Source organism: Corynebacterium sp. MSK006 (genome assembly GCF_030232385.1).
GTDB lineage: Bacteria > Actinomycetota > Actinomycetes > Mycobacteriales > Mycobacteriaceae > Corynebacterium > Corynebacterium frankenforstense_A.
This window is the reverse complement of record NZ_JASPJZ010000009.1, coordinates 42,224-54,754: the sequence shown is the minus strand read 5'-3', so window position 1 is coordinate 54,754 and position 12,531 is coordinate 42,224. Positions and strand designations below refer to the sequence as shown.

Genomic DNA, 12,531 nt, shown 5'->3' with positions numbered 1-12,531 from the left:
GCTGCAAGCGGTGGAGGACTTCTACTCCGACCGGCTGTTCAACGCGCTGGAGCGCACGGAGCCGGAGGCCGGCATGCTGCTGGTCGCCGCGCCCGGCATGCCCTCGCCCGAGTTCGCGCGCTCGGTGGTGCTGGTGGTCCAGCACACCGAGTTCATCACCTTCGGCGTGAACCTGGTGCAGCGCAGCGACGTCGCGATCGCCAACGTGCTGCCCGAGTGGGTTACCGCGGCGGTCAAGCCGCAGGTGATCTACCTGGGCGGGCCGGTGCAGCCGCAGTCCGTGGTCGGCCTGGGGGTCACGCGTCCCGGCGTGGACATCGCGGCGAACCCGCGGCTGACGCGGCTGGCCAACCGGCTGGTGCACCTGGACCTGCGCGCCGAGCCCGAGGAGATGGTCGAGGACCTGACGGGGCTGCGGCTCTTCGCCGGCTTCGCCGAGTGGGCGCCCGGGCAGCTGCAGGAGGAGATCGAGCGTGGCGACTGGTACGTCACCCCGGCGCTTCCCGGCGACGTGATCGCGCCGCCGCGGGCGGATCTGTGGTCCGAGGTGATGCGCCGCCAGCCGATGCCGCTGCCGCTCTTCTCCACCTTCCCGACGGATCTGGTGGACAACTAGGTTCCCTCTCCCCCGCCGGGTTCGAGGGTCTCGGGGTTCGGTTTCGTGGGGCTCGGCCGTCTCCGGATGCTGGGGTGTCTCGGGGTTGAGGTGTGCCTGAGACAAGGTGGATCGGGGCGCCCTGAATCTAAGGTCTCGCCGGACTGAACCGAGCGGTACACTGTCACGCACGTCTGCGCCGGATCCCGCCTGTCGGCGGTGCGCGGGGCGTGACTCCCCGTCCGCGGCCGACGGGGTGTGCCGAGGACGGAAGGGGTGGTGAGCATGCCGAGCGGCGTTTCACGTGAAACACTCTCGGAGATCAAGGGCGGCATCAAGGAGACATGGGCGGTGGGACTCGGCCTCATCCCGCTGGGTCTCGCCTTCGGGCTGCTGATGGTCCAGTCCGGTTACGCGTGGTGGTGGACCCCGTTCTCCACCGTCATCTACGCCGGGTCGATGGAGTTCCTCGCGATCAACCTGGTCGCCACGGGCATCGGACCCGGCTCGGCGGCGCTGACCGGGTTCATGGTGAACTTCCGGCACATCTTCTACGGGCTGACCTACCCGCGCGACCAGATCGACTCCGCGGTGGGCCGGGCCTACTCCACCTACGCTCTGACCGACGAGAGCTACGCGATCGTCTCCGCGCGCCCGCCGGGACACATCTCCGGTACCCGGGTGCTGACGATCCAGATCGTCTGCCAGCTGCTGTGGGTCATTCCCGGTATCGTCGGCGCCCTGGCCGGCGAGGTGATCCCGGACGGGATCACGGGCATGGAGTTCGCGCTGACGGCGCTCTTCGTGGTGCTCGCGTGGGAGTCCTCCGCCAACAACCGCGACTGGTCGCTGCCGATCACGGCGGTCGGCCTCGGCGTGCTGGGCGCGGTCCTGGTGCCGGGCCAGATGCTCGTGGTGGCGCTGGTGGCCTACTTCGTGCTGCTGATCCTGCGCTACCGCATCCCGCGTCTGGACGAGGCGCTGAAGCTGAAGGCGGGTGAGGCGTGATGCTCGACTTCCATGTGGCCGGCCTGCCGGCGGACGTCACCCTCGGCATGGTGCTCGCCGTGCTCATCCCGGTCGGCGTCGTCACCGTGCTGATCCGGCAGGCGCCCTACTCCGCCCGGAAGCTGCTGAAGAACAACTACTTCGTCGGCACCCTCGCGCTGACCATGCCCGTGGGCGTGATGGTCGTCCTCGTCGTCTACACGCTCGTCGGCCAGGCCGAGGCCCCGGGTGGTCTGCTGGCGAGCGGCATCGCGCTTGCGGTGACCGTGGGCCTGCACGCCTGGCGCCGCGACTCGGGCCTGTCGATCCTCGGCGGGACCGCGACCTACATGATCCTGGTGAACCTCGTATTCTGAGGCTGCGGGCCCTCGGCAGGACAGCGGAAAGCGGGCCAGTGTTTCACGTGAAACACTGGCCCGCTTTCTTTGTGTCGGGGACGGGTTCGGTCGGCCGAGGCGGTGTGTCACCGGGCCGGGCCGGCTGCCCCTCCCCTGCTGCGTGAGGTGTCGCGGCTCAGTCTCGAGGCTCAGTTCAAGCCGGGGAGGATGGCCGCGGCCTCGGCCCAGAGCGCCTCGAACTCCTTCGCCTCCAGGCGGGTGGCCTTGAGATCCGGGTAGACGGAGTAGGTGTCCGGGTGCGGGACGGTGCTCCCGGGGACGGCGACCTCGCCGTGCGGGGTGCCTTCGACCCAGGCTCCGGTGACCGCGAACTCGGCGGTCTGCTGGACGAGGCGGACCATCCGGGCCGTCTTGGAGTCGATCTCCTCGACCTCGGCGGTGTGCACCATGGGCTCGGCGCCGGGGACGGACAGTTCGGTTCGCACGTAGATCTTGCTCATGGGCCCCGAGACTACCGCGTCGCGCCCGGGTTCACGTGGGTGGCCTCCGGGCACGCTACCGTCTGCATGGCACGCGCCCACATGACGGAAGCGCCGGCCCGACAACTTGCTGTGTCGGGCCGGCGCTCCGGTGAGCACTTCGACGCGTCTCAGGCGTTCGCCTTCTCGGCGCCGCCTTCGGCGGTGTTGTCGCGCGCGTATCGGGCGGCGAGCCAGGAGCACATCATGAGCTGGACCTGGTGGAAGATCATCAGGGGGAGGATGAGCAGGCCCAGTCCCCCGCCGGTGAAGATGACCGAGGCCATCGGTAGCCCGGAGGCGAGCGACTTCTTGGTCCCGCAGAACTCGATCGCGATGGTGTCCTTGCGGTTGAACCCCATCTTCTGCGGCACGAAGCGGGTCAGCCACAGCATGAAGGCGACCAGCACGACGGAGAAGACCACGAGGAACAGGACCTCCCAGACCCCGGTGGTGCTCCAGATGTTCTCGACCATTCCCTTGGAGAACGCCGCGTAGACGACCATGGCGATCGAGCCGCGGTCGACGATCTTGGTGCCCTTGTTGGCCGCGCAGTCCTTCACCCAGCGCCTGGAGAGCTGGCCCAGGATGAACGGCAGGAGCAGCTGGAGGGCGATGTCGCGGAAGACGGTGGCATCGATGTGGATGCCGCCCTCGCCACCGGTCATGAGCAGAAGCACCAGAACCGGGGTGAGGAAGACGCCGGCGAGGTTACTGGCGGAGGCGGCCACGATCGAGCCTGCGACGTTGCCCTTGGCGATCGACGTGAACGCCACCGACGACTGCACCGTCGAGGGCACGAGCGTCAGGAAGAGTATCCCCATGTAGAGGTCGTGGGAGATGAAGGTGGTCAGCGGCCGGAGAGCCACGCCGATGATCGGGAATACGACGAAGGTGAAGCAGAGGATCACCAGGTGCAGCTTCCAGGCCTTCACGCCCTCCAGCGCCTCGCGGGGCGATAGGCGCGCGCCGTAGAGGAAGAAGAGCAGTGCGATGCCGATCTTGGTGGCGACGTCGAAGGCGTCGGCGAAGGCACCGCGGGCCGGCAGGATGATCGCGATGATGACGGCCAGGATGATCAGGACGATCAGCGGGTCCGTGCGTTTGAGACGGTCGAGAAGATTCACTCCCCCATGGTAGGATGCGGGTCACGTTTCACGTGGAACCTTCGCGCCCGGGATGGAGGAATGCCTTCTTCCGCCGGGGCGTTGGACCGGGAATGCCGGGCGGCCGGAGAGGCACCCGGTGGGCGCGGGTTGCCGGAGAGATCAACCAGCGGGAGAGGACGGGGCGCCGGAGAGCACCCCGGCGCATCTAGTCGGTGACGGTGAGGGTGTCGCCGTTTGCGGTCACCTGGGCCTCGGTCAGCGGATCGCGGGCGGGGCCATTGAGGACGGCACCGTCGGAGATGCTGAACATGGAGCCGTGGCCCGGGCAGCGGACCTTGTCGCCCTGGACCTCGTCGATGTGTTGGTTGGCGTGGGGGCAGAGAGTCGAGTAGGCCTTGTACTCCCCCGCGGACGGCTGGGCGATGATGAAGTCATCGACGATGACGGCGCTGCCGACCGGGACGTCGGCGGCGGGGACCTCCTCGGGCTCCTTGGAACCACAGGCGGCGAGGAAGGCGCCGGCGAAGGTGGTCGCGGAACCCAGGAGGAAGAGGCGACGGGAACACTTGTGAGTCATGAATCCAGTATGCCCGCGGGGACGTGTAATAGAAAACGTCCGTGACAAAAGCTGTACATGCGGGGGCACTAACTGTGAATACGTCACTGTGACGGAGAGATAAGACTCGTCCGCGGGCGGTCGGGATATTGACATTCGCCGAATATTGAAGCACCCAATGGTTGTACTGCCCCGGTAGGAGCCGCGGCTCCCGTGACGGGAATCGTCCGGAGGTGTATCCGCGCGCCTCCCGTTGAGCCGTGCCGGCCGATCCGCACCTGCCGTGCCGTCCCTGCGGGGTCACCGGCAAGTCACCGAGAGCCTACTCCCCTGCCGGCGGTCCCGGCGATGCTTTCGCCCCTCCGCCCGTCTATGAGTCCGTTGACTGCCAACCCATGACGTGTCCGACCCCGCTCCCCCGAGGGGCGACCACTACCTTGCCCCATCCGCTGCCTGAATAACAAAAGAACCCCGAGGTTTCACGTGAAACCTCGGGGCTCTTTAGGACTATCGACGGCGCCGGGGGTCGCACCTCGGCGCTGTCACCGGCGCCCCGTGCCCACGACGGCGCGTCAGCGCCCGGCGCTAGAGACGCGGCCTACTCGGTGCGGGACGCCGCCTTCATCGCGGAGACGTACTCGCGCAGCTCTTTGGCCAGAGCGTCCCAGTCCCCGACCTTCATGGCCGGGACGTCGTGCAGGGAGTGCGACTCGCGGGAGTCTTCCACCAGGTGCTCGGCCACGATGTTCGTGATCGCCGAACCGGTGATGGCGCCCGAGGCACCCGAGGAGATGACCTCGCGCACGTGCTCCGGGCGCGAGATGCCGAAGCCCACCAGAACCGGCGGCGCGCCGGCGGCCTTGAGCTCGTCGATGACGGCGTCCAGGCCGGAGTTCGTCGCCGCCAGCTCGGTGCCGGTGACACCGTCGCGGGAGATCGCGTAGACGTAACCGGAGGATTGCGAGGCGACGTCCTCGAGGATCGCGCCGCTGGCGTGCGCCGGGGCGATGAAGATCGTGTCGACGCCGGCCGCATGCGCGGCCGGGACGAACGGGCCGGACTCGCGCAACGGGACGTCGGGAAGCAGCACGGAGTCCGCACCGGCCTCGTGGAACTCGCGGTAGAAGTTGTCCAGGCCGCGCGTGACGGGCACGTTGCCGTAGACGAGCATGCCGATCGGCAGGTCGGGGAACTCCGCGCGGATGGTGCGGATCTCCTCGAGCACCTGCTCGACGGTCGAGCCGCCGGCCAGCGCACGGGTGTGGGAGGCCTGGATGGTCGGGCCGTCGGCGCTCGGGTCGGAGAACGGGACGCCGAGCTCCAGGGCGTCGGCACCCGCGGCGACGACCTCGCGCACGATGCGCAGCGAGTCCTCGACGGAGGGGTCGGTGGCCATCACGAAGGGGACGAAGGCCCCCTCGCCGCGCTCGGCCAGTGCGGCGAACAGATCGGTGTAGCGGGTCATCGGTTCTCCTTGTAGACGAGTTCGGGGTTCTCCTCGAGGGTGCGGCGCACGTGGGCGACGTCCTTGTCGCCGCGGCCCGACAGGGAGACCAGGATATTGAGCTCCTCGGTGGCGGTCTTCGCGCGCTTGAGGGCGTAGGCCAGGGCGTGCGAGGACTCGAGGGCCGGGATGATGCCCTCCTTCAGGGAGAGCAGCTGGAAGGCCTCGAGGGCCTCGGCGTCGGTGATGCCGACGTAGGTCGCCCGCCCGCTCTCGGAGAGGTAGGCGTGCTGCGGGCCGACGCCCGGGTAGTCCAGGCCGGCGGAGATCGAGTAGGACTCGTCGATCTGGCCGTCCGCCGAACGCATCACGTAGGAGCGCGCGCCGTGCAGCACGCCGATCTGGCCGTTGTTGATCGTGGCACCGTGCTTGCCGGAGTCCAGGCCCGCTCCCCCGGGCTCGGCGCCGACGAGCTCGACGGACTCGTCGTCGATGAAGTCCGCGAACATGCCGATGGCGTTGGAGCCGCCGCCGACGCAGGCGACGACGACGTCGGGAAGCCGGCCGGTGCTCTCGAGCATCTGGGCGCGCGCCTCCTCGGAGATCACGCGGTGGAACTCGCGCACGATCGTCGGGAACGGGTGTGGGCCGGCGGCGGTGCCGAGCAGGTAGTGCGTGTCGTGGAAGGTGGCGGTCCAGTCGCGCAGCGCTTCGTTGACGGCGTCCTTGAGCGTGCCGGAGCCGGTGTCGACGGGCACGACCTTCGCGCCGTGCAGCTGCATGCGGTAGACGTTCGGCTGCTGGCGCTCGACGTCCTTGGCACCCATGTAGATCACGCACTCCATGCCGAGCAGCGCGCAGGCGAGCGCGGTGGCGGTGCCGTGCTGGCCGGCGCCGGTCTCGGCGATGATGCGGTGCTTGCCCATCTTCTTGGCCAGCAGGATCTGGCCGATGACCTGGTTGGTCTTGTGGGCGCCGCCGTGGACGAGGTCCTCGCGCTTGAGGAAGATGTTGGCCGGGCCGTCCAGCGGCAGGTTTCGGCAGCGCGTGATCGGGGTGGGCCGGCCGAGGTACTCGCGCAGCAGGCCGCGGTACTCGGCCATGAACTCCTCGTCCTCGAGGGCCTCGACGAAGGTGCGCTCGAGCTGGTCGAGGGCGGGGATGAGGGCCTCGCCGACGAACTGGCCGCCGAACTGGCCGAAGTAGGCCGGCAGAAGCGTCTTTCCGCCGATCGTCCGTTCAGTCATGGTGTTCTCTCTGTCTCGTGGTGTGTTCTAAGTAAGTGGTCTGTGGTGTGTTTCGCGTGAGTTGCGGTGCCGGGCCAGGCCGCGGCGCGGGATGGCCGCGCCGCGTGGGCGGTTCCCTCACCCTCAGGAGCGGCGCCCGCGGATGATTTCCGACGCCGCGCGCAACCGTGCGGCGTCCTTGTGCCCGGCCCAGGTGCCCGTGTCCTCGCCGTACTCGAACCCGGAGTTGAGGTCGACGCCGGCGCAGCCGGCCTCGAACGCCCCCGCGAGGTTCTCGGGGCTCAAGCCCCCGGCGAGCAGCGCGTGGGCCTTGACGTCGTCGGGGATGGCGGACCAGTCGAAGGCCGAGCCGGTGCCGCCGTTGCCGGAGTCGAGGACGAGGCGGTCAACCTCGCCGACGAGCGCGGCGGCGACCTCGGCGGGCGTCGCGGCCCCAGCGTCCGACGCAGTGCCGGAGGCCCCGGCGCCGTCAGTACTAATCGGGCTCTCCCCCGCCGGGCTCATGGACACCGCACGCCAGATCTCGACGCCCTCGGGGAGCTCGGCGCGCACCGAGGCGATGAACTCCTTCTCGGCCTCGATGGAGCCCTGGTACGGCGCGTGCAGCTGTGCTGCGTCGACTCCGGTCTCGCGGACGAGCTCGCCCCAGCCGGATGTTTCACGTGAAACGGCGGCGAAGCGCAGCCCCGACTCGGCGGCGATGATCTCCTTGGCGGTTTCACGTGAAACATTGCGCGGGGAGCCCTCGGCGAAGACGAGGCCGCCCCAGGTCGCCCCGCAGGCGCGGGCGACCTGGGCGGCGGTCTTCGTGCGCAGCCCGCAGACCTTCACGGTGCCGAAGACGAGCTCGCGCGCGGCGAGGTCGATGTCCGGCTGCGAGGTCAGCTGAGAGCCGACGAGGAACGCGTCAGCGTGGCTCAGCGAGCGCACCGTCCGGTTGTCCCGGATGCCGCTCTCGGCGACGATCACAGCGCCCTCGGGGACCAGCGGCGCCAGCCGCGCCGAGCGCGACAGGTCGATCGAAAGGTCGTTGAGGTCGCGGTGGTTGACGCCGAAGATCTTCGCGCCGAGATTCGTCGCGCGGGCGACCTCGTCTTCGCTGATGACCTCCGTGAGTACGTCCAGGCCGAGGCGGTCGGCCTCGGCGGACAGCTTCGCGTACTCCTCGTCGGAGAGCACGGAGAGCATCAGCAGGATCGCGTCGGCGCCGAAGTAGCGGGCGGCGTGGATCTGCACCTCGTCGACGATGAAGTCCTTGCACAGCACCGGCAGGTGCGTGGAGGCCGACACCGTGGCCAGGTGGTCGTAGTCGCCACCGAAGCGCTCCGGCTCGCAGAGCACGGAGATGCCGGAGGCGTAGCGCGTGTAGATCCGCGCGATGTCGCCGGGGCGGTAGTCCTCTCGGATCATGCCGAGCGACGGCGAGGAGGACTTGCACTCCATGATGAAGCTGGTGCCGGGCTGCGAGAGTGAGTCGAAGAGCGAGCGCGTCGAGCGCGGCAGCGCCTCCGGGTCCACGTGCGTGATGCGCGCGCGGATCTCCGGCAGGTGGGTGCGCCTGGAGGCGACGATGCCCTCGAGCACCGTCGGCAGCGCCCCTCCCCCGCCGTGCGCGCCGGCGGCACCGGAGGCCGCGGCGCCCGCTGCGTCGGAATCAGTTCGCATAGTCGGCCTCCTCGTGCTTGTGCAGCCAGGCGTTGACCTCGCCGGAGTCCATGAGATCCAGCGCCTTGTCCACGCCGGCGCGCAGGGACTCCGCGGCGTCGGAAATGTAGAACATGCAACCGGCGGAGGCGGCGATCGCGGCGCGGTGCGCGGCCGGGCCGGTGCCGTCGAAGGCGGCGTAGAGGTGCTTGGCGTTCTCGGCGCCGTCGCCGCCGACCATCTCGGAGAGGTCGTAGGTGTCCAGGCCGAGGTCGGCCGGGGTGATCTCGTACTCCTTGATCTCACCGTCGCGGGTGAGCTCCCAGACCTGCGTCGGGCCCCACACGGCGACCTCGTCGGTGCCGGCGCCGTGGACCACCATCGCGCGCCCGCGGCCCAGGTCGCGGAAGACCTCGGCGATCATGCGGCCGACCTTCGGGTTGGCCACGCCCATGATCTGGAACTCGGGGCGCGCCGGGGAGAGCACGGGGCCGAGGGTGTTGAAGAGGGTGGGCACCTTCAGCGCGCGGCGCACCGGCTGCACGTGGGAGACGGCCGGGTTGTAGGCCGGCGCGAACAGGAAGGTGAAGTTCGAGGCCTCGAACTGGCGCACCGCGCGGTCCGGGTCGAGGTCCAGCGGGATGTTCATCGCCTCGAGCACGTCGGCCGAGCCCGACTTGGAGCTGACCGAGCGGTTGCCGCACTTGATCATCTTCGTGCCGCCGGCCGCCGCGACCAGCGAGGCGGCGGTGGTGATGTTGATGGTGTTCTTGCCGTCGCCGCCGGTGCCGGCGGTGTCGAGGATGCCCTCGCCGGTGATCGGGAAGGGACGGCCGGCCTCGATGAAGGCGCGGGCCGCACCGAGCAGGTCGGCGTAGGTCTCACCGCGGGTGCGGATCATGGTCAGCAGCGCGGCGATGTGCACCTCGTCGTAGTCGCCGACGGTCAGCGGCGTGAAGACGGCGCGCGCCTCCTCGATGCTCGGATCGGGGTTGTCCAGGTACTTGACGAGTGCGTTCAGTGCGCTCTGGGAGGTCATTGTCTTGTGCGTCCTTGTCTGTTTCGTGTGGTTGTGGTTGTCGCTTGCCGACGCCGCGTCAGTCGCCGTCGCCGGTACCGTCGCCGCCTGCGTGGCCGGCTGTGCCGCCGCCCGGGTCGCCCGCGAGGCGGGCGACGCAGCGGTTGAGCAGCACAGGCCCGTCGGGGCTCAGCAGCGACTCCGGGTGGAACTGCAGGCCGATGGCGTTGGCGCTCTCGCCGGCCATGACTACCGGCCCCGTCTCGGAGCGGCAGTAGCCCAGCGCGGTCATGCCCTCGGGCATCTCGGTGGTGCCCAGCGAGTGGTAACGGGCCACCGGCACGTGGCGCCCGGTGGCCGGGCCGGCCAGGCCGGAAAAGAGCGGGGAGGCCACGCCCTCGTCGGTGAGCACCATGTTGTCGGTTACGCCGTGGACCGGCCCACAGGCCGCCACGGTGCCGCCGTGGTGCTCGAGCAGCGCCTGGAAGCCGAGGCAGATGCCCAGGACCGGCACCTGCGCGGCGTCGGCACGCGCGATGACGTCCATCAGGCAGCCGGCCTCGCGCGGGTGGCCCGGCCCGGGCGAGGCGACGATGAGGTCGGGCCCGAGGGCGAAGACCTCGTCGGCGGACACGGTGTTGCGTACGACAACGGTCTCGTGGGTGGCGGCGAGCGTGTCGACGAGGTTGTAGACGAAGGAGTCGCGGTTGTCCACGACGACGACCCGGCTCATCGGATCACCTCCAGTTCCTTGTTCTGTGCCTCGGCCAGTGCGTGCAGCACGGCGTAGGCCTTGTGCAGGGTCTCGTCGGCCTCGGCCTGCGGGTCGGAGTCGCGGACCACGCCCGCGCCGGCCTGGACGGTGGCGATGCCGTCCTGGACGAACGCGGAGCGGATGACGATGCAGGTGTCCATGTCGCCGGCACCGTTGAGGTAGCCCACGGCCCCGCCGTAGGAGCCGCGGCGCACGCCCTCGGCCTCCCGCAGCAGCTCGGTGGCGCGCAGCTTCGGGGCACCCGTCAGCGTTCCCATGTTCATGGAGGCGCGGTAGGCGTCCAGGGCGTCCAGGCCCTCGGCCAGGGTGCCGGCGACCTTGGAGACCAGGTGCATGACCGCCGAGTAGCGGTCCACGTCCATCAACCCGATGACCTTTCGGGTACCGGGCTCGCAGACCCGCGCGACGTCGTTACGCGCCAGGTCGACGAGCATGGTGTGCTCGGCGAGCTCCTTGGCGTCGGTGCGCAGGGTCAGCTCGTTGCGGATGTCCAGCTCGTCGGTGGCGCCGCGCGGGCGGGTGCCGGCGATCGGGTAGAGCCGCAGCGTGCGGTCGGCCGCGGTGTACTTCAGGTTCGACTCGGGCGAGGCGCCAAAGAGCTCGAAGGCCCTGTCGGTCGCTCCGCGCAGGTAGAACATGTACGGGCTGGGGTTCTCGGCGCGCAGGCGGCGGTAGGCCGCGAAGGCGTCGGGGCACTCCGTGGTGAAGGCGCGGGCGGGCACCACCTGGTAGATGTCGCCGGAGTAGATGTTGCCCTTCAGCCGCTCGACGGCCGCGCGGAACTCGGCGTCGGTCTGTGTCGCGCGCGCCGGGAGGGCGCCGACGTGGCCGCGCTCCCCCGCCGTGGTCGCCGCGGTGACGGCCGGGGTGCCGGCCTGGACGTCGGACGCGGTGCTCGGGGCGTCGGGGGCGTCGGTGAAGCCCTCGGCCAGCCGTGCCAGGCGTTCGAGCTCGGCGCCGAGGCGGGCCTCCTCCTTCTCGCCGTAGGCCAGCGCGTAGATGCGTGCCGAGCTGTCCTGGTGGTTGATCTCGAGGACGATCTCGGCGAGGAGGAACTGGTAGTCGGGGAACGTGTTGGGGCCGTCGGCGACCTCGGGAAGCTGCTCGAAGGTGCCCAGGTAGTCGAAGGCGAAGCCGCCGACGAGCAGGCCGCCGGAGTTCTGCAGGCGGCGCAGCGGCTCGACGGTGCTCGCCGCGGTGAGGCGCTCGCGCTCGTCGGCGGCCGTCGAGGCCGGGAAGGTGTAGCCGCCGGCGTCGATCGTGGCGGGGGTCCCGGCGAGTTCCTCGTCGAGGCCCGCGTGGCGGGTGGTGCCGCCGGCGGAGAACTCCTCGACGCTGACGTGGTCGCCCGTGCAGGTCAGACGCAGCGAGGAGGCCAGGATCCCGAGCGAGGAGATGCCGGAGCGGGTGGTGATGTCAGCGCTCTCGAGGAGCGCGGTGGTCGGTGCGGTGGCGCCGCCGAGGTGGGCGAAGAGCCCGGAGGCGTCTTCTCGGTAGGCGACGGTGCGTTCCAGCACGGTCGGTTGTGGTGCGGGCAACGGCGGACCTTTCTCACGTCGTCAGTTCGGGTCTGTGTGGCTCGGGCGGCCCGAATACGACGAAACGGCCCGCTGGATGATGCGTGCGAGCCGTGGAAGGTGTGGGTGCAACTGGGTGCAGGAAGTCGGTGGCCCGCCGATTAAGCGCGCCACCACCACTGCTGAAGAATGTTGCTCACGGGAAAGAGGATAGACCCCCGGTGTGCCGTGTGCAACACCGGGGGTGGCGGGGTGGATCAGTCGTCAGCGCGCTTCGCGGCGCGGCGCAGGGCGTCGAGGTCGACCTTCGGGGTGTCGTCGGTGCTCTCCTCGGCGATGCGCCGGGCGTCGAGCGCAGCGACGGTGTGCGCTCCCCTGCCGGCGCCGGCGCCCACGGCGGCGACCGCGCCGATGACGAGGACGACGGGGACGATCCAGCCCCAGCCGCTGACGATGGAGCTGAACGCGGCGGCGAAGCCGAGCAGCACGCCGGCGAAGACCCACATGGGCCCGGCGATGCGGTGGGCGGTGACCCACATGTCCTTCGAGCGGCGCACCTCGGGCACCCGCAGACCGACCACGGAGTTGCCGGGCAGTCTGCCGGTCCATGCCAGGGCCCCGACGATGAGGACGGCGACGGCGAGGACGACCAGGACTACGGTGACGGCGATGTTCATGTGGGTGAGTTTACGGGTCTGGGTGACGTGGACGGTCCACGGGTGGACGGGCGCTGATGCGGGGTCGGAGGGGGTGATGAGTGGG

At 69.8% G+C, this 12,531-nt stretch carries 13 protein-coding genes; 3 read left to right on the top strand and 10 right to left on the bottom strand.

Annotated elements, in window-relative coordinates; all coding sequences use genetic code 11:
• The first annotated feature begins 10 nt into the window (after positions 1–10).
• From QQA02_RS06890 to QQA02_RS06880, 3 genes are all read left to right on the top strand, one after another.
• Positions 11–616, top strand: coding sequence for a YqgE/AlgH family protein (locus tag QQA02_RS06890; RefSeq protein WP_284863808.1), 606 nt, complete (start codon positions 11–13; stop codon positions 614–616).
• A 264-nt stretch (positions 617–880) separates the two neighbouring features.
• Complete coding sequence (locus QQA02_RS06885; protein WP_284863806.1) at positions 881–1,603, top strand: AzlC family ABC transporter permease; 723 nt, start codon at positions 881–883, stop codon at positions 1,601–1,603.
• A complete protein-coding gene (locus tag QQA02_RS06880; protein WP_284775839.1) occupies positions 1,603–1,959 on the top strand; it encodes a branched-chain amino acid transporter permease in 357 nt (118 codons plus the stop codon). The genes QQA02_RS06885 and QQA02_RS06880 overlap by 1 nt, the downstream gene beginning before the upstream one ends.
• 170 nt (positions 1,960–2,129) lie before the next feature.
• Here the strand turns inward: QQA02_RS06880 and QQA02_RS06875 are convergent, their stop codons facing one another.
• The 10 genes from QQA02_RS06875 to QQA02_RS06830 form a co-directional block, all read right to left on the bottom strand.
• The gene (locus QQA02_RS06875) at positions 2,130–2,441 is read right to left on the bottom strand and encodes a hypothetical protein (protein WP_284775841.1); all 312 of its coding nucleotides are present in this window, start codon (positions 2,439–2,441) and stop codon (positions 2,130–2,132) included.
• A 149-nt stretch (positions 2,442–2,590) separates the two neighbouring features.
• Positions 2,591–3,586: a bile acid:sodium symporter family protein gene (locus QQA02_RS06870; protein WP_284863803.1), complete on the bottom strand. Its 996-nt coding sequence runs from the start codon at positions 3,584–3,586 to the stop codon at positions 2,591–2,593.
• A 187-nt stretch (positions 3,587–3,773) separates the two neighbouring features.
• Entirely contained in the window at positions 3,774–4,145 is a 372-nt protein-coding gene (locus QQA02_RS06865; protein WP_284863801.1) for a Rieske (2Fe-2S) protein, read from the bottom strand.
• Between the two features lie 577 nt (positions 4,146–4,722).
• Positions 4,723–5,589, bottom strand: coding sequence for a tryptophan synthase subunit alpha (gene trpA, locus QQA02_RS06860; protein WP_284863799.1), 867 nt, complete (start codon positions 5,587–5,589; stop codon positions 4,723–4,725).
• Positions 5,586–6,815 (bottom strand): tryptophan synthase subunit beta, encoded by a 1,230-nt coding sequence (gene trpB, locus QQA02_RS06855; protein ID WP_284775849.1) that lies wholly within the window; start codon positions 6,813–6,815, stop codon positions 5,586–5,588. Before trpB ends, trpA begins: the two co-directional genes overlap by 4 nt.
• Positions 6,816–6,938: 123 nt before the next feature.
• Positions 6,939–8,480, bottom strand: coding sequence for a bifunctional indole-3-glycerol-phosphate synthase TrpC/phosphoribosylanthranilate isomerase TrpF (gene trpCF, locus QQA02_RS06850; RefSeq protein ID WP_284775850.1), 1,542 nt, complete (start codon positions 8,478–8,480; stop codon positions 6,939–6,941).
• Positions 8,470–9,498, bottom strand: coding sequence for an anthranilate phosphoribosyltransferase (trpD, locus tag QQA02_RS06845; protein WP_284863797.1), 1,029 nt, complete (start codon positions 9,496–9,498; stop codon positions 8,470–8,472). The genes trpCF and trpD overlap by 11 nt, the downstream gene beginning before the upstream one ends.
• Positions 9,499–9,556: 58 nt before the next feature.
• Positions 9,557–10,210, bottom strand: a complete 654-nt coding sequence (locus QQA02_RS06840; RefSeq protein ID WP_284775854.1) for a glutamine amidotransferase-related protein — start codon at positions 10,208–10,210, stop codon at positions 9,557–9,559.
• Complete coding sequence (locus QQA02_RS06835) at positions 10,207–11,769, bottom strand: anthranilate synthase component 1 (RefSeq protein WP_284775855.1); 1,563 nt, start codon at positions 11,767–11,769, stop codon at positions 10,207–10,209. Before QQA02_RS06835 ends, QQA02_RS06840 begins: the two co-directional genes overlap by 4 nt.
• 257 nt (positions 11,770–12,026) lie before the next feature.
• Positions 12,027–12,446 carry an SdpI family protein gene (locus QQA02_RS06830; RefSeq protein ID WP_284775856.1) on the bottom strand — a complete coding sequence of 140 codons (420 nt, stop codon included), beginning with the start codon at positions 12,444–12,446 and terminating at the stop codon, positions 12,027–12,029.
• Positions 12,447–12,531: the final 85 nt, after the last annotated feature.